We start from the raw sequence: 20,955 nt of genomic DNA on the forward strand, positions 1-20,955 counted from the left end.
GCCACTGTGCACGTCTGTCCCGCGCAGCGAGATCCGTACCGCGAACACCGGATCAGCGGCGTCCCACACGGCCGTGTGTCGGCCGATCGCGCCCGGGATCGGCGGACCGCGGCGTACGCGGCTGATGCGCGCCCGCCCGCCATCCCGGTGACGCCGAGCGACGTGCACTGCCGGCGCCGGGATACCCGCCACGGTAGTCGACGCCCGCTCGTGTCGACGGCGCAGGTCGGGTGCGGCCACCCGTAGCAGGGCGCCGCGTCGACGCACCGCGTGCGGGTGCCGGTTCGGCGGACTTCGCCCGTTTCCACGGCATCGTGAAACGACCCCGGCTCGGAGCCGGCTCGGCCGGTCGTCCGCGACGGTTCGGCGCCCCGGTTCGTCCGGTCGCCCGAGGCCGTCCCGACGCACCCGGATGTCCGGCCGTCCGGCCGCCCGACGACCGGCGCTGGTCGAGACGATCGCGCAGGGTCTCCGCTCGCGACTGCCGGTAGCCCACCGGTGTCGGGAGCCGCAGTACACGGGCCAGCCGGCCCGGTGTTCCGGCGGTGAGCGCCGCGACCGCCTCCGGCTCGTGTCGTGCGGCGTTGGCCAGGAGACCGAGCATTGCGAGCACGGTCAGGGTCGAGGTACCGCCGGCCGAGATGAGCGGCAGCTGGATACCGGTGACCGGCAGCAGGCCGATCACGTAGCCGATGTTGATGAACGCCTGCGCGAGGATCAGCACGGTGATGGTCGCCGTCATCAGGCGCAGGAACGGATCGGTGGAGCGGTGCGCGATACGGAACCCGATGTAACCCAGCAGGACGAAGAGGAACACCACCAGCAGCCCGCCGAGGAGGCCGAGTTCCTCGCCGATGATGGCGAAGATGAAGTCGTTGTGCGCGTTGGGCAGATAGTTCCACTTGGCGCTCGACTGACCGAGGCCCACACCGAACACTCCGCCGTTGGCCAGGGCATAGGTCGCCTGGCGCGCCTGGTAGCCGGCACCCTGAGGATCGTCGATGCCGCCGAGGAAGCTCATCACGCGCTGCGACCGGTACCCCTCGGCGAGGGCGAGGATCACCGCGAGGATCACACCGGACACGGCGAACGCCGAGAAGACCTTGATCGGCAGACCGGCGAACCAGAGCATCGCGCCGACGATGATCGCGATGGTGATCGTCGTCGAGAGGTTCGGCTCGAGGATGATCAGCACGCAGACCAGCATCGCGACCGGAACCAGCGGGATCAGGAGTTCCTTGATCGACGCGTTGTCACGTCGCCGCGACGCCAGCAGGTGCGCACCCCAGATACACAGCGCCACCTTGACCAGCTCCGAGGGCTGCACCGACACGCCGGAGATGACGAACCAGCGCCGCGCGCCCTGGCTGAGCGTGCCGACACCGGGAATGAGCACCAGCCCGAGCAGCAGGATCGCGATGGCCATCGACGGCGCGGCGAAGCGCCGGAGCAGTCGGACGGGGACCCGCAGCATCAGATAGAAGACGATGAGACCCAGCCCGGCGAAGATGACCTGCGTCGTGAAGAGCCCGTAGGACGATCCCTCTTGCGAGTACCCCTCGACCGACGACGCCGACAGCACCATCACCAGACCGAAGGCCGTCAGCATGAACGCCATCGTGAGGACCAGCTGATATGAGGCCAGCGGTCGGGCCAGGAGGCTCCGGACGGCGTCGATGATCAGCGCCGGCAGCGAGGCGGTGACGGAGGCGGCGGTCGAGGCCGCCGCCGAGACGTCCGCGCCCGGCCTCGACCGTGCCGACGCGCGCTCCGACGCCGTGTTCCGCGCCGCACCGGACGGGTTCTCGCCGTCGGTCACGTCGTCCGTCGCATCGTCGAGGTCGCCGTCGTCCACCGCCGCGGCGTCGACCGAGGTCTTGTCGCTGCTCACGCGACTCACCGCGAGGACGAGGAGGTGCCGGCGATGTCCCGGGCGGCGTGCGCGAACGCGTCACCGCGCCGGCCGTAACCGGCGAACATGTCCAGCGAGGCCGCGGCGGGTGCGAGGAGCACCGCGTCGGGCGTCGGGTCACTCGCTGCGGCGAGCTCCCATGCCTCGGCGACCGCCCGGTCCATCACGGCGACGGCGCTGTCTGACTCCGAGGCTTCTGCCGACGACGAGAATGGTGTCGACGAGAGGACGGGTTCGGTCTGACCCTGGCGATGCACGTTCACCGTGCCATCGTCCCCTGTGAATACTGTGACTGTTGGGACTTCTGGGGCGTGTCGCACGATCGCTTCGACGACCAGGTCACGATCCCGCCCGATGGCGACCACCCCGGCGAGCCGATCGCCGACCGCGGTGAGCATCCCGTCCATCGACGCACCCTTGAGCAGGCCGCCGGCGATCAGCACCACGCGGTCGTAGGCGGCGACCGCCGCCTGGGCGGCATGGGGGTTGGTGGCCTTCGAGTCGTCGACGAAGAGGACGCCGTCGCGGGTCGCCACCACCTCGCCGCGGTGGGCGGCCGGCCGGAAGTCGGTCAGCGCCGCCTCGACGGCGTCGCGCCCGACACCGATCGCGAGGGCGAGTGCGGAGGCGGCGAGGGCATCGGACACACCTGATGGACCGGCCGGATGCACGGCGTCGGCGGGCAGCAGGCGACCGGCACCGAAGGCACGGTCGACGAGATGGCCGTCCTCGACCCCCAGCTGACCGTCCTGCGGCGCGCCGAGAGTGAAGCCGACACGGCGTCCCGCGCCCGGCAGGCCCGACGCGACCGGGTCGTCGAGACCCACGACCGCGATGTCGCCGCGCAGCGCGCCGGCCTTGGCGATCGCGTAGGCGTCGAAGGTGCCGTGCCAGTCGAGGTGGTCCTCGGCGACGTTGAGCACCACCCCCGCGGCCGGGCGGACCGACGGCGCCCAGTGCAGCTGGAACGACGACAACTCGGCGCACAGCACGTCGACGCGGGGCGTCGCCCGCATGGCGTCGAGGACCGGCAGGCCGATGTTGCCGCATGCCGCGCCGGCGCGGCCGGAACGCTCGACGATGTCGGCGAGCATCGAGGTGGTCGTGGTCTTTCCGTTGGTGCCGGTGACGACCAGCCAGGTGCGCGGCTCGCCGAGCAGTCCCGCGGCGTCGACACGCCAGGCCAGTTCGACCTCACCCCACACCGGTACGCCGCCCGCCGCGGCCTGACCGACGAGGTCGTGCGTGGGTGCGAACCCCGGTGACACGATCACGACCGCGGCGTCAGCGGTCCACGACGGGTCCGCGAGCAGATCGGCGATCGCGACCGCCTCCGCACCCTGCGAGAGCAGATCCGCGACCCCCGCCACCGCACGCACGGCCGCTTCCCGGGCGGCGGTCTCGGCGTTCCGCGAGGCGAACCGGTCGTCGGCGAGCACGATGTGGACGTCGCGGGTCACCAGGTACCGGGCCGCGGACATGCCGGCGGTACCCGCCCCGCCGACCACCACGGTCCGGCCGGTCAGCCCCAGCGGGTCGCTGCCCGGCGTGGGGTTCTCGGCGGTGAGCGGATCAGCCATTGGTGGTCAGGAACTCTCCGTAGAACAGGGACAGTCCCAGCGCACAGGCGATGGCCGTGAGCAGCCAGAACCTGATGATCACCGTGGTCTCGGCCCATCCGCCGAGTTCGAAGTGGTGGTGGAAGGGCGCCATCCGGAAGACCCGGCGGCCGGTGGTGCGGAAGAAGGCGATCTGGATGACCACCGACATGATCTCCGCCACGAACAGCGCGCCGATGACGACCGCGAGGAGTTCGGTGCGGGTCGTGATGGACAGACCGGCGAGCATGCCGCCGAGCGCCAGCGAACCGGTGTCACCCATGAAGATCTTGGCCGGTGCGGCGTTCCACCACAGGAAGCCGAGGCACGCACCGCCGCCGGCGACCGCGATGATCGCGAGGTCGAGTGGGTCGCGGACCTGGTAGCACCCGGTCGGGATGTCGCTGGGCGGCTTGGCGCCGCCGGCGCAGGCGTTGACGAACTGGAAGAACGTCACGAGGACATAGGACCCGAGGACCATCGCCATCGAACCGGCGGCCAGGCCGTCGAGTCCGTCGGTGAAGTTCACCGCGTTGGACCAGGCGGCGACCACCAGCCAGCAGAAGATCACGAAGACCACCGAGCCGAGGCCGATGGCGTTGATGTCGCGCACATAGCTGAGGTGGGTGCTGGCCGGGGTGAGGCCGTAGTCGTTGCGGAACTGCAGCACGAGGATGCCGAACAGGATCGCGGCGATGAACTGCCCGATCGACTTGGCGGTCTTGTTCAGTCCCAGGTTGCGGTGCTTGCGGATCTTGATGATGTCGTCGAGGAAGCCGACGATGCCCAGCGCGGTCGCCAGTCCCAGCACGAGCAGACCCGACGCCGTGGGGCCGTTGCCGGCATCGGTGAACAGGCCGACCAGGTGCGAACCGAAGTAACCCGCCCACAGCGCGGCCAGGATCGCGACGCCGCCCATCGACGGTGTGCCGCGCTTGGTCTGATGGCTCTGGGGACCCTCGACCCGGATCTCCTGGCCGAATCCCTGACGGGAGAACACCTTGATGAGCACGGGGGTCAGCAGGATCGACACCGCGATCGCGATCGCACCCGCGAGAAGGATCTGGGTCACCGTGTTGCCCTCGTGTTCGCTCGTCCGTTCCGGGCCACGCTCTTCTCTCCGACTCTGTTCGATGTTCTCGGCCGGCACGCCTTGTCGCGCGCCCTCATGGTGCGGTCCCTTCGTCCGCGGGACCGCCGCTCGTCTCCTCGCGGATCTGCCATCCGCAGCTCGTACCCCAGGCGGTGATCACCGAGTCCAGGTCGGCGCTCGCGGCCGCGAGGAGAATGACATCACCGGCGGCGGGACGCCAATCGGGGTCGGTGTCGACGAGCGCCGCGGCGTCCTCGACCGATTCGACGATGCGCGCCTCGTCACCCCAGGAACCCTCCATGACGGCGCCCTGGTGCAGGGCGCGCACCGATCGGGAGTCGCCCACGCAGAGAGTCTTGTCGACGGCCAACCGGACGGCCAGACGTCCGAGGAGATCGTGTTCGACGACACGCTGATTCTCGGCGCTCCCCTCGGGGGTGGCGACCTCGGCGATGATCGCCCAGGTGCGCGGCCGATCCCCCGCGGCGTCGCCGCGCATCTCCACCGAGGTGCTGCCCCGCATCGCACCGGCGTGCTCGGCGAGCCGGCGGATGAGCAGACGTGCGTCGTCGACCGTCACCGGCGTATCCCCGCGGATCACCGTGACGAACGGTCCGGTCATCGATCACCCTCCGCGGCCACCGAGCCGGCGGGTGCGCTCTGCGGGGTCGACGATTCCAGCGCTCGGGCGACGACGTCGCGGTCGTCGAACGGATGCTTCACGCCGTTGATCTCCTGCCCTGCCTCGTGTCCCTTGCCCGCGACGAGCACGATGTCGCCGGGACCCGCCCAGGCGATGGCCTCGGCGATCGCGGCCGCGCGGTCGGCGACCTCGCGTATCGGTTCGGCAGCCACCGGACGTTCGGCGGCGTCGACCGCACGCGCGCCCGCGAGAACCTCGGACCGGATGGCGGCCGGCTCCTCCGACCTCGGATTGTCGTCGGTGACGATGACGAGTTCGGCACCGCGTGCCGCGGCCTCCCCCATCAGCGGGCGCTTGCCCGCGTCGCGGTCTCCGCCGGCACCGATCACGATGGCCACGCGACCGGGTCCCTCGCCGAGCTGACCCCGCAGGGTCGCCAGGACAGCCTCGACGGCGCCGGGTTTGTGGGCGTAGTCGACCAGCGCGAGGAACGGCTGTCCACGATCGACGCGCTGCAGGCGTCCCGGGACACTCACCGACGCGACCGCGTCGAGGGCGGTGGAGATCGGCACCCCCGCGGCATGCGCCACGGCGACGGCCAGCAGGCCGTTCGCCACGTTGTAGCGGCCCGGCAGCGGGATGACGAGAACGTGGTCGCCGTCGGGTTCGGTGAAGGGGGTGTGCGAGGTGCCGTCGCCGACGAGATCCGACGGGCCGGCGTGCCAGTGTGCGGGCGTCGCACCGGTCGACACCGTCACCGGCTGCAGGTGCGCCGCCTCCCCCGGCCGGCGCGCGAGATCGGCCATCCGCCGACCCCACTCGTCGTCGACGCACACCACGGCGCGCACCGCATGGGTGGGCGACGACGGCACGAACAGCTGCGCCTTGGCGTCGAAGTAGGCGCGCATCGTCCCGTGGAAGTCCAGATGATCCTGCGAGAGATTGGTGAAGGCCCCGATCGCGAAGTGGGCGCCGTCGACGCGTCCGAGCGACAGCGCGTGGCTGGACACCTCCATGACGACGACGTCGACGCCGTCCTCGAGCATCGCCGCCAGCAGGGCCTGCAGGGTGGGCGCCTCGGGCGTCGTCAGCGAGCTGGGCTGGGCGACGCCGTTCACGCGGGTCTCGACGGTCCCGATGAGTCCCACCGAATGACCGGCGGCGAGCAGGGCCGCCTCGACGAGATACGACGTGGTGGTCTTCCCCGAGGTGCCGGTGATCCCGATCAGCTTGAGCCGCTGCGAGGGATTGCCGTACACGCGGGCGCTCACCGTGCCGAGCACGGTCCGCGGGGCCGGGTGGATGAGCACCGCGACTGCGGTCTCGGGCGGCAGGACGCGGCTGAGTTCGACCCGGCCGGCCGGGTCGGTGAGGATCGCGGTCGCACCCGCGGCGACCGCCTGGTCGGCGAAACGCGCACCGTGGGTGGCCGCTCCGGGCAGTGCCGCGAACAGGTCGCCCGGCTGCACGTCCTGGGCGCGCAGGGTCACGCCCTGCACGCTGGTGTCGCGGTCGGCGCCGCCGACGAGGTCGAGCCGGGCGCCGGTGGCCGTCGACAGGACGGTCGCCGATGTCGGCGCGACCTCACGCGGACGACCGGGGAGCTTCTTGCCCTTGCGCCTACCGGCCGACCCCTTGCCCGTGGAACCACGAGACGTCATGAGTTCGCCTCCTCGGTTCTTCCTGTCGGTGTACGTGCAGTCTGTCGGTCGGTGGTCGTGATCGGCGCAGAATTGCACTCACGATACCGACCGGGGATCGGCGATCGGGACGCGGTGCGCCGACCATGGCGGTCGTGATCAGTTGGCGGTGAGGGTCAGCCTCGGCGCCGGCGCGGAGAGCGGGACCTGGGCGCGTTGCAGCATCCACGACGCGATGGTCGAGAAGAGCGGACCGGCGGACTGTCCCCCGGAGCCGTCGGAGCTGCGCCGCGGGTTGTCGAGCATGATCCCGATGACGTAGCGGGGGGCGTCGGCCGGGGCGATCCCGGCGAACGTGATGTTGTACCGCGAGTTCGAGTAGCAGCCACAGGACGGATCGACCTGCTGGGCGGTGCCGGTCTTGCCGGAGACCTGATAACCGCTGACGGCGGCCTTGGTACCGGTACCCATCTGCACGCCCATCGGATCGTCCTGCACCACCGAACGGAACATGTCGCGAACGGTCCGCGCCGTCTGCTCGCTGACGACCCGCACCGGCTCCGGACGGGCACGCCCCTCCCGGGTACTGCCATCGCGCTCCTCGGAGACGAGGATGCGCGGCGGGACACGCAGACCGTCGTTGGCGATCGCCTGGTACATCGCGGTCATCTGCAGCAGCGTCATCGAAAGCCCCTGGCCGATGGGCAGATTCGCGAACGAACCGCCCGACCACTGACTCAGGGCGGGAACCTCTCCGGCACTCTCCGCCGGGAGTCCGACACCGGTGCGCTGGCCGAGTCCGAATCGCTTGAGCATGTCGGCGAAACGTTCCTCGCCGATCCGCTTCGCGAGCATCAGCGTGCCCACGTTCGACGACTTCCCGAAGATGCCGGTGGTCGTGTACGGCTCGACACCGTGCGGCCAGGCGTCCCGGACGGTGACACCGGACATCTGAATGCTGCCGGGCACCTGGTGGACGGTGTCCGGCCGGGTGAGGCCGTACTCGATTGCGGCCGAGGCCGCGACGAGCTTGTTGACCGAGCCGGGCTCGAACGGGGAGGTGACCGACGGGTTGCCGAGTTCGGCCTTCGGCTGATCCGACAGCGGCAGCGAGGCGTTGAACGTGCCGTCGTTGGCCATCGCCAGCACCTCGCCGGTCTTGGCGTCGAGCACCACCGCCGAGGCGGCGCGTGCACCGGATGCCTGTTTGGCCTTGATGACCTGGCTCTGGACGAACCACTGGGTGTCGGAGTCCAGGGTCAGACGAACGGTGGAACCGTTGATCGCCGGGTGCACGTTGCGCGTGCTGCCCGGGATGATCGCGCCGTCAGATCCGCGGTCATAGGTACGGGAACCGTCGCTGCCGGAGAGGATCGCGTCGAGCGAGGCCTCGAGACCGATGAGGCCGTTGCCGTCGTAGTTGACATCGCCGATGACGTTGGCCGCCAGGGAGCCTCCGGGGTAGAGCCGAATGCTCTCCGGGTCGGCGCCGACCTCCGGGAACTCCTCGGTGATGCGCTTGGCGACGTCCGGGCTGACCGCCCGCGCCAGGTACACGAAGGGCTCGTCGCCGGTCACCTTCCCGAGTAGGTCCTCTTCGCTGATCGAACCGCCGAGTGCGACCGACACGCCCTTGGCGATCTCTTTGAGCCGCTCGTCGACACCGGGCAGTTCGGCGTTCTTGCGGTGTTCCTCCTCGATCGACTTGCGAACCGCCTTGGGCAGGAACGTCAGTGACCGGGCCTCGTCCGTGTAGGCCAGCGGACGTCCGTTGCGATCGAGGATGGAACCCCGCTTGGCCGTGAGGACCTGGGTGTACTCGCGTTGCTGGGCGGCCTCGGCCGAGATGGACCCGGCCTGGACGGTGTGGACGACGATCATCTTGGCCGCCACCGCGAGGACCACGAGCAGCACGACGACACCGGCCACCCGCGTCCGGAAACCGAAGCTGTGCAGCCCCCCGCCCTTGCGCGGGCCGCCCTTGCCCGGCCCGCGGCCACGCGGGCCGCCGGCGGCGCTCGATCCCCGGCCCGGACGAAGTCCCGGGCCAGACGGCCCATGGCCCGGACGAGGTCCCGGGCCAGACGGCCCGTGGCCCGGACGACGTCCCGGGCGAGACGGCCCATGGCCGAGTCGCTCGAAGGTCGCACGTGTCATGGTCGTCAATTGTTCACCGCTTCAAGGTCGTGACAGGGATTTGGCATCGGCGGGTTGCAGATCGATGGGAGCACTGTGACGGCCCCCACGGCCGGCGAGCACCTCACGTACGGGGCACGACATTCGGTGCCGGGACCGGTGTCGAGGGCGACGGCTGAGGTGTTGTCCCCGGATCGGTCGACGTCGACGGACCCTCTCCCTGACCAGGTGTCGCCGATGGATTCGGTTGGGCCGGATCCGGATCGGGTTGCGTCGGGCTCGGTTGCGTCGGGCTCGGTTGCGTCGGACTCTGCTGCGCAGGCGGGTTGGGTGTGCCGGCGGCACCACCGCCGAGCCCGATCGAGTCGTCCACCTTGCGCGGATCGATGGTCTCGGTGGGGTCGGGCTTCGGCTCGGGGTTGAGATCGGCCATCGGCTTCCCCGATGCCGGTGCCGGCTTCCCGACGATACGGGGCCGTCGCGGGTCGTCGACGATCATCCGCGCCGGATTGTCCGCCGGGATCATGCCGAGACGCGTTGCCTCCCGGGACAGTTCGGGAGCAGAGTTGCCGGATTCGTAGCTTCGCTTCAGCGCATCCCGCTGATCGATGAGCGACTGGTTCTCCGTCCGCTCGATGCCGAGCTTGTAGGAGTCCTGGGCCGACTTGGTGGACAGCCACAGGCTCAGACCGAGACCCAGGACGAGCAACGCGATCACCGGGACCACGAAAGGCGTGTGCTGCAACCGTTCCCGGAACGAGACGCCGGACATCGACAGACCACCACGGACCGCGCGGGGTGCGCTCGTACCGGCCGCCATGCGCTTGTGACGGCGATCCAGCGCACGCTGGGCCGCCCGCGAGCGCGTCGCCCGCTCGGATTCGATGCGCGCCCTCCGCGACCGCCGGGTGTCGCGTTCCTCCTCGGAACGTCCGGTGTCGGAACGCCTGCCGCCGGAACGTCCGGAGCCGGGACGATTGGGGGCCTCGTGCAGGATCGTCATGATCAGCCCTTCTTCTCGACTCTTTCGACCGCCCGGACTCGCACCGGTGCCGATCGCGGATTGGTGGTCAGTTCTTCCTCGTCGGGACGCTCGGCGCCGCGGGTCAGGAGGCGGAACTCCGCGGCGGTTCCCGGCAACTCGACGGGCAGACCGGGCGGCGAGGTCGAGGTCGTGCGAGCCGCGAACTCCCGCTTGACGATTCGGTCCTCGAGCGACTGGTAGCTCATCACCGCGACGCGTCCGCCGACCGTGAGCACGGAGAGTGCTGTCGGCAACGCCTCGCGGAGGACGTCGAGCTCGTGGTTGACCTCGATGCGCAACGCCTGGAAGGTCCGCTTCGCCGGGTGACCACCCGTGCGCCGCGTCGCCGCCGGGATGGTGGCGTAGAGCAGCTCGACGAGGCGTGCGCTGGTGGTGAACGGTTCCTTCTCCCGCTCGCGCAGCACCGCCGAGGCGATCTTGCCGGCGAAGCGCTCCTCCCCGTATTCGGAAAGGACCCGGGCCAATTCGCCGTGGCTGTAAGTGTTGAGCACGTCCGCTGCGGTGAGCGGGTCGTCGGGGTTCATCCGCATGTCCAGCGGGGCGTCCACCGAGTAGGCGAATCCCCGGCCGGCCTGGTCGAGCTGCATCGACGAGACACCGAGGTCGAACAGGGCGGCGTCGATGGATTCCTCACCGGCCTCGTCGAGGACATCGGCGATCTCGTGGAAGGTGGCCTGGTGCAGCGAGATCCGGTCCGCGTGCGGTTCGAGTCTGCGTCGAGCGATCTCCAGGGCCGAGGCGTCGCGGTCGATGCCGACGAGGTGCACGTTCGGGAACGTGTTCAGGATGAGTTCGCTGTGTCCGCCGGCACCGAGCGTCGCATCGAGGAACACGCGTCGGTCTTCGGATTCCAGTGCCGGGGTGAGCAATTCGACGATCCGCCGGCCCATGACCGGGATGTGGCCGAACTCGCCGGAGCGGCGAGTGTCGTCACCAGTGTCATCCACGGAGGGCCCCCATCGGCGTGTCGGCCATGTCGGTCGGCAGAGTCGGCGTTTCGGTGCGAAAGGACTTGTCGGAGTGTCGTGTCGCGGACGGTGGACTCTCGCCTCGTGCCGCGCCCGGATGGAGCGAGGTCCCGACCCGATCACGCACCTGGCGTTGGGGAAGTACGCCAGGGTCGGACCGGATCGGGGCCTCGTGCCACCCGAAGCCCGTGCACCGCTTCCGCCTCGTCCCCTCTCGGCTACAAGACCGCGTTCAGCGCGGCCGAGTTCGCCGCCGAGAAGTTCTCCTCGTGCTGCGACTGGTACTCGTCCCATGCGGCCGAATCCCAGATCTCGAGGTGATCGAAGCTGCCGAACACCACGCATTCCTTGGACAGTCCCGCGTAGACGCGATGGTCGGAGGACAGGCTGATCCTGCCCTGGCCGTCCGGTCGCTGTTCTTCCGAACCGGCGAAGAACGTCCGCTGAAACGCACGCAGGTCAGGGTCGTTGCGTGACGCCTCGACGATCCTCGCCGCGATCGCGTCGAACTCTTCGGTCCGGTACACCGACAAGCTGTGGTCTTGGCCCTTGGTGACCACTACCCCTCCTGCCAGTGCGTCGCGGAACTTGGCGGGCAACGTGAGTCGCCCCTTGTCGTCCAATTTCGGCGTGTAGGTGCCGACAAATCGCACGGACATGTCGACACCTCCTGCCCCTGGGTTCCACGCTCCGGATCGCCTCACCCAGTGATGCCACAGTACCCCACTTTCCTCCACTTTCCACCCCAGAGGCCCACACCAGCTCCCACGATCAGCAAATTCGCAGTTCAGGCACGCAAAATATTTGGAGCTACCTGCGTGTCCACGGCGATCCGCGTCCGCTGGACGTCGGTCAGGCGTGTGACAGACGCGTTGGATGAGGCGCCAGATACCCGTGCGACCTGCGTCTCCGCGCCGGTGGGGCAAGGTGGGGTGCCCGGGTGGGGGAAAGTGGGGCCTCCCTGTGGGGGAAGGTGGGGAACCCCGGTTGGAGGAAGGGGCCGGGAGTGGGTCACGGCGGGGAGAGCCGAGGGGAGGACAGACAAAAGAGCCGCGCACCCCGTGGGGTGCGCGGCTCTTCTACGAGTTGTGCCCGTCAGGCCGGCGGAAACCTACTCCTGCTCGAACCGACGGTTGAATCGTTCTTCCATCCGCTCCGACAGCTTGCGCTTGGAGCCCGATGACCCGGACTGTTTCTTGCCTCCCCCGCGTGGCGAGGACGTCGCGGAGTCGCCGAGGTCGTCACCCCAGAGGGCGAAGAGGCCGGCACCGAACATCACCAGGAAACCCAGGAGGCTGACGATCGGAAATCCTCCGATGTCGATCTTGACGATGAGACCGCCGACGAGCATCACGAGGCCGACGACGAAGATCGCCACCGCCTGTAGGCGACGACGGCCACTCGACTTGCCCAGCCGACGACGCTTGACACTGGACGCAAACTTGGGGTCTTCCGCGTACAGAGCGCTCTCGATCTGTTCGAGCATGCGTTGCTCGTGCTCCGAAAGTGGCACCGACCCTCCTTCTCCCTGATCCGCGACGCCGACGACGGTCAACCACGACCAGTGAGGCGTCTGCGCCTTATTCTCCCATGATACGAGGTGAAATCTGCCGCGACCACCATTACTCGCTGTTGCAGCGCCGGATGCACATACCGGTACGACAACGGAACGCCGAAAGTGTGTCCGGCCTCACGCTGTTCGCCCGATTTGGGGGTCCTCTGTCCCGAATTTGCCTTGCTCGTAAGCGATGACCAGGGTTTCGACCCGACGAAGGAAGTCGAGGACGAGGAGTCGCATGCCGGCGACACTGTCGGGGTCGAGCGTTCGGATGATCCCCGACTCGATCTTCATCCGCACGGGCGACAGCGCGGCGAAGCGCGCCGCCAGCGGCGCGAGTTCAGGGGCGACCACACCTATCCGGGTCCAGGCGTTCGACGTCTTACGGCGAGCGGGACCGATCGGTTCACCGATCGCGAGCGCGGCTCCGGCGGCACGGAGCGCGGCAAGATAGAACTGACGGAATCGCTCGGCGTCGTCCTCGACCCCGTCGGCGTTGTCGAGTAGGAGATGTGCGCGCTGGAGGAGGTCGCGCGCGCGTCCGACCATCACCGGGTCGACCGGGGCGGACCGGCGGGATGTGGGCCGACCGGGCATGGCATCCTCCTCACTCGCGGACGACGGTGGCCGGTGGCAGACGCTTCCCTCGTCCGCCACCGGACCGTCATGTCGTCGGGATGAACGCGAACAGCTTGCGGAGGCACATTCATCGAACACCCGTTCGACACGTTCAATATAGCTAGCGGCACGCGTCTCTTCAAGGCGTGGGTCCGCGACCCGCACCCTTCTACAACACCGCGTCCCGCGACCCGATTCCGCCGAGTCCGCCGCACCGAGAGGACAGTCACGCCAGATGGTCGGAGAACGCTTGGCCGGGTCGGTGCGGGCCCGCACGGCGAGCCGGAAGACGACCCGCCGGTGACCGTCCGCCTGGTGAACCTCAGTGGTCAGGACTCCCGCGTGTGGCTGGAGCCCGCGCTCGACGTCTACGTGACCGCGATGGGATATCCCCGTGGGACCGAGGTGCACCGTGCCGCCCTCTGGCGCGAGCACATCGCCCGGCCGGGCTGGCGCGCGATCGGCGCGGTCGCCACGCTGCCCCCGCACGAGGCGCAGGCGATGCCGACCGCCCGGCGTCGGGTCGGAACGCCCGTCGGCACAGGTCCCGACGACGTTCTCGTGGGCATCGCCTACGGGTACACGGGGGCGACCGGCCAGTGGTGGAATCAGCAACTCCGGCTCGGGTTGCGGCAGACCGGGCGCTCGCCCGCGGAGATCGAGATGATCGCCCGCGACTACTTCGAGCTGACCGAACTGCACGTACACCCGACCGCACAGGGACGCGGCATCGGCCAGTTGCTGCTCGCACGCCTACTCGCCGACCGGCCCGAACGCCACGTTCTGCTGTCGACCCCGGAGATCCCGGCCGAGCAGAACCGCGCGTGGTCGCTGTACCGGCGGATGGGGTTCTCCGACGTGCTCCGGCATTTCACGTTCACCGGCGACCCGCGGCCGTTCGCATTCCTGGGTCGTCCGCTCCCCCTGGATCTCCAACCGCCGTCGGCTGGTCCAGCACGACCCGCAGGATAGAGGACATGGCACACCCGGAAACGATCGCGCACGGCACAGGACCCGCATGAGCGGGCACGGCGAGCGGCGCGACGCGGTGATCGTCGGCGCCGGCCACAACGGCCTGATCGCCGCGGCGTATCTTGCGCAGGCCGGACGGGACGTCGAGGTGCTCGAACGCGACGAGATCCCCGGCGGCGCCGTGTCGACCGTCGAGCGATTCCCCGGTCATCGGATCGATCGCGGTTCCTCGGCGCACCTGATGATCCGGCACTCCCCCGTCCTCGACGACCTCGACCTCGCCGCGCACGGACTGCGTTACGTCGACTGCGACCCCTGGGCTTTCGTCCCGGCGACCGCGACCGCACCGGCGATCGTCTTCCGCACCGACCTGGAGGCCACCTGCGCCTCCATCGAACGGGCCTGTGGCGCGAAGGATGCCGCGGCGTACCGACAGTTCGTCGAGACGTGGACGCCGCGGTCGGCGGCCGTCATGGATGCGTTCTACCGGCCCGCGACCATGCGGCAGTTCGGCCGGGCGTTCAGCGGTCTCGGTTCGACCGCCAGCACCGAACGCACCGGCCTCATCGGACGCCGCAGCGGCGCGATGATGAACCTGACCGCCGAGCTCATGGCTTCGGGCGACTCACTCCTCGACCGCTATTTCGACTCCGAACAGCTCAAGGCGGGACTCGCCTGGTTCGGCGCCCAGTCGGGACCGCCGATGAATGCACCCGGTAGCGCTCCGATGGTCGGGTTCGCCGCGCTGATGCACCGCATCCCGCCCGGCCGGGCGATCGGTGGCAGCGGTGCGCTGACCGACGCGCTCGTCCACCGCATCGAGGCCGATGGTGGGCGGATCGCGTGCGGGGACCCGGCCGTCTCGATCACCCGGTGCGGGAACCACTGGCGGGTGCAGACCGCATCCGGCGAACGTCGGTGCGCGCCGACGGTGATCAACGCCTGCCACGTGCTGACGACCCTGGACATGTTGGCGGCGGGCGGTTTCGACGCCGGGACCCTCGACCGCTGGCGACGGGACATCGTGGTCGGCAGCGGGATCGGGATGGCGGTGCGCCTCGGTACGACGGCACTGCCCGCCTATCGCGACCTCCCCGACGACCTGCCCGCGCACGGCGTCCACTCGGCCCTCGGGCTGCTGGTCACCGATCGCGCGCACCTGGTCGGCGCGCATGCGGCAGCGGCGGTCGGCGCAGTGCCACCGCGGCCCGCTGTCGTTGCGATGAGCTTCTCGGCGATCGATCCCACCCTCGCCCCGGAGGGTCGGCACGCGATCAACCTGTGGGCGCAGTGGCATCCTTATCGGCTCGCCGAGGGCGACTGGTCGACACTGGGCGCGCAGGCCGCAGCGGCGGTCTGCGCCGAGGTGGACCGTCACGCACCGGGTTTCGCGGAGTCGATCGCCCATCGTCATGTGCAGACCCCGGAGGACCTCGAATCCGAACTGGGCCTGATCGGCGGCAACATCATGCACGTGGAGATGTCGATCGATCAGATGTTCATGTGGCGTCCGACCCCGGACCTGGCGGGCCACCGTGTCCCCGGTGCCGACGGTCTCCTCCTGGCAGGAGCGTCGACACATCCCGGTGGCGGGGTGACCGGTGCGAGTGGATACATCGCCGGCCACGCCGCACTGCGTCGGAGGCGTTTGTTCCGTTGAGCGTCGGAGACGTTTGTTCGGCTGAGCGTCGGAGACGTCTGTTCGGCTGAGCGTCTGGCACGATGAGCAGCGTGCGATCGTCGATTCCCGAGCAGGGTGCACCTGAGTCCCTCCGCGATCAGTCTCGACGCCGCCGGCTGATGCCGGTGGCGGTGGTGATCGTGGCGCTCCTTCTGTCCCCGCTGATGGCCGGTTGTCTCGAGCGATCGACAACGGTGGGTGACCGGTATTCCGGCAGCGTCATCGTCGCGACGTCGCCGGACAATCCTCGTGGCGCGCCGCAGCTGGATCTCCCCGAATCGATGTTGGGGCAGGTCTCGGTGACCGAGTTCAAGGAGACGCCGGACGAGAGCGCGGAATCGGCCGCGCCGTCGGGGTCCGCGGGAGACGACAACGAGGACTCCGGTGACAAGCCCGACGAGGCGGTCACGCGCGTCGGCAGCCGCGCGAGTTTCACCGATCTCACCGCCGGCCAGTTCGGGCAGCTCGGCGACATCATCGCCGATGCGTACGGCGAGACCTCGCTGACGATGGACCTCACGGCCAAGCGCAGCGGCGAGGTCGTCCGCTTCCGCGGTGACACCGACCTCTCCGACCTCACCCCGGTCCGCGACTTCGTGCAGCTGACGGTCACGTTCGGCGGGCCGGTGACGGCCACCAACGGCGACCAGGTCGGCGAGTCGACGGTCACCTGGACCCCGGCGCCGGGCGAACCGTCGGACTTCAGCGCCGACGCCACCTACCCGGACCCGGCGACCGCCGCAGTGAGCAGTTGGTCGTGGTTCGTCGCCATCGTCTGCCTGATCGCGGTGCTGGTCATCGTGCGGATCGCCTATTCGAAGCGGTACCGCGGCCCACGGCCGGGACGACCGGTTTCCACCAACACCGCGCCGTCGACCCTGTCCGGCGAGGGACTCTCGGCAGCCGCCGACCCAACTGCGGCGACTGCGCCCAAGGACAGCTAGGGCCGCCGGGCCGGACGTCGGGCGGGGACGCTCAGGCCGGCACGTGCAGCGCGGCGTCGACGTCCACGCCGAGCCGGGCGAGCACCTCGCTGGTCGCCTTGGCGAAGTTGAGGCTGCAGAAGTGCAGGCAGGGTGCGCCCTCGGCGATGAGTCGTTCCGCGGTCTCGGTCGCGAAGTCGATGCCGACCGCGCGCACGGCGGCCCGATCCTCCTCGGGTCCGTCGCCCGCAGCCTTGGCGAACCGTTCCACCACCTTCGGCGGGATCACCGAACCGGACAGCTCGGCCATGCGCTTGATGCTGGCCAGCGAGGTCACCGGCATGATGCCCGGGATGATCGGCTTGGCGCCCTGCTCGGGGTCGGCCGCCTGCACCCGGTCACGCAGCCGCAGGTAGTCCTCGACGTCGAAGAACATCTGGGTGATGGAGTACTCGGCGCCCGCGCGCAGTTTGTTCACCAGGTTGCGGGTGTCGTGTTCGAGGTCGGGGGCACGGTGGTGACCCTCCGGGAACGACGCCACCCCGACGTGGAAGTCGCCGAGGGTGCCGATGAGACGGACCAGTTCCTCCGCGTATTCGACGCCGTCGGGGTGCTTGATCCACTCTCCGAGCGGATCGCCGGGCGGGTCGCCGCGGAGCGCGAGGATGTTGGTGATGCCCTGGTCGGCGTATGCACCGACGAGCGCGCGCAGTTCGGCGACGCTGTGGTTGACCGCGGTCAGGTGCGCCACCGGTAGCAGGGTGGTCTGGGCGGCGAGCTCGCCGGTGATGCGGACCGTGCGGTCGCGCGTCGACCCGCCGGCGCCGTAGGTCATCGAGACGAACGCCGGGGACAGCCGCTCGAAGATGCGCACCGCGCGCCACAGACGGGCCTCGCCCTCGGCGTCGCGCGGGGGCATGAACTCGACGGAGAACGGCACCGGTCCACGGTGCGGGGCGGACAGGCGTTCGACGATCGAGGGTGCCGGAGCGGTTGGGGTCACCCAAACAGTGTAGAGAGCGATTCGCATAGCCTGGCAGGGTGACCTCCGCCTTCCCCACGCCGGCCTCGCTCGATGCGGTCCCGGCGGCCGTCGAGACCGAATTGCGCAATTTCTTCGACGTCGCGGTACCCGCTGCGTCCGACATCGCCCCGGTGGTCGGCACCGCAGCGGAGCTGGTCCGGGATTTCGTGCTGCAGGGCGGGAAGCGGATCCGGCCGGTCTTCGCCTTCGCCGGGTGGCGGTGCGGCATGAGCGAGTCGGGGCGCGTCGACTCCGATGAGGCGTCGACCGTCGGCCGCGAGGCCCGCGACGCGCTGCGGGTGGGCGCGGCCCTCGAACTCGTGCAGGCCTGTGCCCTGATCCACGACGACATCATCGATCGGTCCGACACCCGGCGCGGACAGCCGACGCTGCACCGTGTGTTCCAGTCGCGGCATGCCGCGGCCTCCTGGGCGGGTGACCCCGCCGACCACGGGGTGGCCGCGGCGATCCTGGCCGGCGATCTCGCACTCGCGTGGGCCGACGACCTCGTGCACGATCACCGGCCGGGGGTTTCGACAAGCTCAACCAGCGGAGAAACAAGCTCAACCGGCGATCGGAGCTCAGCCACCCCCGAGTACCGTCCCCTGCCGCCCGCCGTCGGCGCCACCTGGGCGGCGATGCGCACGGAGGTGCTGGGTGGGCAGTTCCTGGACATCGTGAACGAGGCCAGCGGCGACGACTCCGCGGCCGCGGCCTATCGCGTGATGGAGTTCAAGACCGCCGCGTACACGGTGGCCCGCCCACTCGAACTCGGGGCGCGACTCGCCGGCGCGTCGGAGGATCTGGTCGCGACGCTGCGGAAGATCGGACACGACCTGGGCATCGCCTTCCAGTTGCGCGACGACCAGCTCGGCGTCTTCGGCGACCCCGAACGGACCGGCAAGCCGTCCGGCGACGACCTGGTCTCGGGTAAGCGCACCGCCCTGCTCGCCACCGCGCTGCGACGAGCGGACGACTCCGACCCCGCACTCGGGAGCCGCCTGCGCACGTTCATCGGCCGCCCTCTCGACGACGACGAACTGGGTTCCGCGCGAGCACTTCTCGTCGATGTCGGCGCGGTCGCCGAGATGGAGGGCAAGATCGACGACCTGCTCGGCGCCGCTCTCGCTGCACTCGACGCCGCCGACATCGGCGACGATATCCGCACCGAACTCACCGCGGTCGCCCACCGGACCGCACATCGCGAGGCGTGAACCCCGGCGTGGAAGCACCAACTGCGACGCCCACGCCCGCGGGCGGACGCGACCGTCCCGCACGTGGCGATCTGATCATCGGTGCGATCGGCTCGATCCTGGTGTGCGTGGGCAGTTTCGGAGTCGGTGATCCGCCCCGCAACAGCACGACGCTCACCGACCTGGGGCTGAGCTGGATCACCTACGGCCACGGCAAGAACCTCTTCGGGACCTTCTTCTGGCTCGGGGTCTTTCTGATGGTCTTCGCCTGGGTCCGGCTGGGTCGCCGGGTCGCGACCGGTTCCGCGAACTCCCCGTCCACCCGGACCCTGCAGCGGTGGCTACTGGTCTGGGCAGCGCCGCTGCTCGTGGCCGTTCCGGTCTACAGCCGTGACGTCTACGCCTACCTCGCCCAGGGTGCGGTGTTCGGTGCGGGATTCGATCCGTACGCCGACGGTCCGGCCCACCATCCAGGCCCGCTCGTCGACAGCATGGCCACGGTCTGGGCCACCACCACGGCGCCGTACGGACCGTTCACCATGGGACTGCTGCGTGTCGTCACCGAGATCACCGGTGACCATGCCGTCGCCGGCGTCCTGGCCGTGCGGCTCGTGCTGCTGCCCGGGCTGTTCCTGTCGCTGTGGGCGATCCCGCGACTCGCGCGCCACTTCGGCGCCTCGCCGCAGGCCGGTCTCTGGCTCGCACTGTTCAACCCGATGGTCCTCATCCATCTCGTCGCGGGACCTCACGTCGAACTCCTCATGGCCGGCGTGCTCACCACGGGTCTCGTCCTGGTCGTGACCGGCCGGCACGTCACCGGCACCGCGGTGCTGGCCCTCGCGGTGTCGATCAAGATCACCGCGGGGATCGCGATCCCGTTCGTGCTGTGGATCTGGCTGTCCCACATACGGTCCCGCCGCCCGGTGACCGCCCGCGACGTCGTCGGCGTCTTCGCCGCGATCGTGGGTGTCTCGCTCGCGGTGTTCGGCGTCTGGACTCTGCTGGTCGGTCTGGGATTCGGCTGGCTGACGGGTCTGGGCTGGGCCGACGTGATCATCAACTGGTTCACGCTCCCCACCTTCGTCGCCCATCTCGTCACGTTGGTCGCCGCCCCGTTCGCCGCTCTCAATCTGCAACCGGTGCTCGAGATCACGCGCGCGATCGGTTCGGTGATCCTCGCGGTCATACTCGTCGCGTTGTGGTGGCGTCACCGGCACGACGCCCGGGACGCGGTCGCGGGTATGGCGTGGGCGATGCTGGCCGTGCTCCTGCTCGAACCGTCCACGCTCCCCTGGTATTACACGTGGGTGCTGGCGATCGCGGTGGCGTTCACGCTGCCGCCGTGGGCACGGGCGAGCGTGGTCGGGGTGTCGGCCTTCATGCTGATCGTGTTCCAGCCCGACGATGCGATCGTCTTCTACAAGCCCGTCGAACTCACCCTGGCGTTCCTGCTGGCCGGACTCGCCGCCTGGTCACTGCTGCGCCCAGACCCGTTGCGGCTCGGCCGGTTCGGGCGATGGGCGTGGGGGTCGGACCGGACCGGCGCACCGGACGAGCCGGCGGCCGAGGAGGACGGGGTCAGAAGGCCTGAGCCTGCGCCCGGCGGATGACCTCGCGGGCGGAATCGGTGTGCAGGGCTGCGGCGGGATGCAGATCGAGGTCGTCCTGCACGGTGAACAGCCAGGTCATCGCTTCGTCCCGGGTGTAACCCCCGTCGAGCAGGACCCCGACGAGGCCGTAGAAGTGTTTGACGACGCCGTCGTCGTCGAAGAACAGCGCCGGGATCACCGGATGTCCACCGCGGGAGACGGCGAGCAGATTGTGGTCGCGGATGAGTGTGCGCACCCGGTTGGTGGACACCGCGAGCCGGTCGGCGACCTCGTCGACCGACAGCATCTCGACATCTGCGGACAGGGTGTCAGGCGACAACGGTATGGAACCCACGGGAAGA

General features: G+C 69.6%; 18 protein-coding genes. 5 read left to right on the top strand and 13 right to left on the bottom strand.

The features are described from left to right. Positions 1-52: 52 nt before the first annotated feature. The 11 genes from ftsW to NWF34_RS05495 all read right to left on the bottom strand — a co-directional run bounded on the left by ftsW (position 53) and on the right by NWF34_RS05495 (position 13,190). On the bottom strand, positions 53-1,900 hold the full coding sequence (gene ftsW, locus NWF34_RS05445) for a putative lipid II flippase FtsW (protein WP_024500376.1): 1,848 nt from the start codon (positions 1,898-1,900) through the stop codon (positions 53-55). Beyond that, the gene (gene murD / locus NWF34_RS05450; protein ID WP_024500377.1) at positions 1,897-3,492 is read right to left on the bottom strand and encodes a UDP-N-acetylmuramoyl-L-alanine--D-glutamate ligase; all 1,596 of its coding nucleotides are present in this window, start codon (positions 3,490-3,492) and stop codon (positions 1,897-1,899) included. The genes ftsW and murD overlap by 4 nt, the downstream gene beginning before the upstream one ends. Next, positions 3,485-4,582 (bottom strand): phospho-N-acetylmuramoyl-pentapeptide-transferase, encoded by a 1,098-nt coding sequence (gene mraY / locus NWF34_RS05455; RefSeq protein ID WP_024500378.1) that lies wholly within the window; start codon positions 4,580-4,582, stop codon positions 3,485-3,487. The genes murD and mraY overlap by 8 nt, the downstream gene beginning before the upstream one ends. Positions 4,583-4,676: 94 nt before the next feature. Further along, positions 4,677-5,225 (bottom strand): hypothetical protein, encoded by a 549-nt coding sequence (locus NWF34_RS05460; protein WP_024500379.1) that lies wholly within the window; start codon positions 5,223-5,225, stop codon positions 4,677-4,679. Continuing rightward, entirely contained in the window at positions 5,222-6,907 is a 1,686-nt protein-coding gene (locus NWF34_RS05465; RefSeq protein WP_024500380.1) for a UDP-N-acetylmuramoyl-L-alanyl-D-glutamate--2,6-diaminopimelate ligase, read from the bottom strand. The genes NWF34_RS05460 and NWF34_RS05465 overlap by 4 nt, the downstream gene beginning before the upstream one ends. Positions 6,908-7,045: 138 nt before the next feature. After that, positions 7,046-9,043 (bottom strand): penicillin-binding protein 2, encoded by a 1,998-nt coding sequence (locus tag NWF34_RS05470; protein WP_024500381.1) that lies wholly within the window; start codon positions 9,041-9,043, stop codon positions 7,046-7,048. A 103-nt stretch (positions 9,044-9,146) separates the two neighbouring features. After that, positions 9,147-10,025, bottom strand: coding sequence for a hypothetical protein (locus tag NWF34_RS05475; protein WP_024500382.1), 879 nt, complete (start codon positions 10,023-10,025; stop codon positions 9,147-9,149). A 2-nt stretch (positions 10,026-10,027) separates the two neighbouring features. Next, positions 10,028-11,014, bottom strand: a complete 987-nt coding sequence (gene rsmH / locus NWF34_RS05480; protein WP_024500383.1) for a 16S rRNA (cytosine(1402)-N(4))-methyltransferase RsmH — start codon at positions 11,012-11,014, stop codon at positions 10,028-10,030. 239 nt (positions 11,015-11,253) lie between these two features. Then, the gene (gene mraZ / locus NWF34_RS05485) at positions 11,254-11,694 is read right to left on the bottom strand and encodes a division/cell wall cluster transcriptional repressor MraZ (protein WP_006434990.1); all 441 of its coding nucleotides are present in this window, start codon (positions 11,692-11,694) and stop codon (positions 11,254-11,256) included. 452 nt (positions 11,695-12,146) lie between these two features. Further along, positions 12,147-12,548 carry a DUF3040 domain-containing protein gene (locus NWF34_RS05490; protein ID WP_006434989.1) on the bottom strand — a complete coding sequence of 134 codons (402 nt, stop codon included), beginning with the start codon at positions 12,546-12,548 and terminating at the stop codon, positions 12,147-12,149. Between the two features lie 177 nt (positions 12,549-12,725). Further along, a complete protein-coding gene (locus tag NWF34_RS05495) occupies positions 12,726-13,190 on the bottom strand; it encodes an SAV_6107 family HEPN domain-containing protein (protein WP_006434988.1) in 465 nt (154 codons plus the stop codon). Between the two features lie 321 nt (positions 13,191-13,511). On the opposite strand from NWF34_RS05495, the gene NWF34_RS05500 reads away from it, so the two are divergent. The 3 genes from NWF34_RS05500 (at position 13,512) to NWF34_RS05510 (ending at position 16,808) form a co-directional block, all read left to right on the top strand. Continuing rightward, a complete protein-coding gene (locus tag NWF34_RS05500) occupies positions 13,512-14,183 on the top strand; it encodes a GNAT family N-acetyltransferase (protein ID WP_258324362.1) in 672 nt (223 codons plus the stop codon). Between the two features lie 46 nt (positions 14,184-14,229). Next, entirely contained in the window at positions 14,230-15,843 is a 1,614-nt protein-coding gene (locus NWF34_RS05505; protein WP_258324363.1) for an NAD(P)/FAD-dependent oxidoreductase, read from the top strand. Positions 15,844-15,905: 62 nt separating this feature from the next. Then, the gene (locus NWF34_RS05510; protein ID WP_258324364.1) at positions 15,906-16,808 is read left to right on the top strand and encodes an LppM family (lipo)protein; all 903 of its coding nucleotides are present in this window, start codon (positions 15,906-15,908) and stop codon (positions 16,806-16,808) included. Between the two features lie 31 nt (positions 16,809-16,839). On the opposite strand, the gene metF is transcribed toward NWF34_RS05510, so the two are convergent. Next, complete coding sequence (metF, locus tag NWF34_RS05515) at positions 16,840-17,817, bottom strand: methylenetetrahydrofolate reductase [NAD(P)H] (protein WP_258324365.1); 978 nt, start codon at positions 17,815-17,817, stop codon at positions 16,840-16,842. A gap of 11 nt (positions 17,818-17,828) precedes the next feature. On the opposite strand from metF, the gene NWF34_RS05520 reads away from it, so the two are divergent. After that, positions 17,829-19,025, top strand: coding sequence for a polyprenyl synthetase family protein (locus tag NWF34_RS05520; RefSeq protein ID WP_258324366.1), 1,197 nt, complete (start codon positions 17,829-17,831; stop codon positions 19,023-19,025). Further along, the gene (locus NWF34_RS05525; protein ID WP_375295625.1) at positions 19,022-20,614 is read left to right on the top strand and encodes an alpha-(1->6)-mannopyranosyltransferase A; all 1,593 of its coding nucleotides are present in this window, start codon (positions 19,022-19,024) and stop codon (positions 20,612-20,614) included. Before NWF34_RS05520 ends, NWF34_RS05525 begins: the two co-directional genes overlap by 4 nt. Here the strand turns inward: NWF34_RS05525 and NWF34_RS05530 are convergent. After that, the gene (locus tag NWF34_RS05530) at positions 20,583-20,948 is read right to left on the bottom strand and encodes an Rv2175c family DNA-binding protein (protein ID WP_258324368.1); all 366 of its coding nucleotides are present in this window, start codon (positions 20,946-20,948) and stop codon (positions 20,583-20,585) included. The two genes, NWF34_RS05525 and NWF34_RS05530, sit on opposite strands and share 32 nt — an antisense overlap. Between the last annotated feature and the right edge of the window lie 7 nt (positions 20,949-20,955).

It is taken from the genome of Gordonia sp. GONU (assembly GCF_024733855.1).
Classification (GTDB): Bacteria; Actinomycetota; Actinomycetes; order Mycobacteriales; family Mycobacteriaceae; genus Gordonia; species Gordonia amicalis.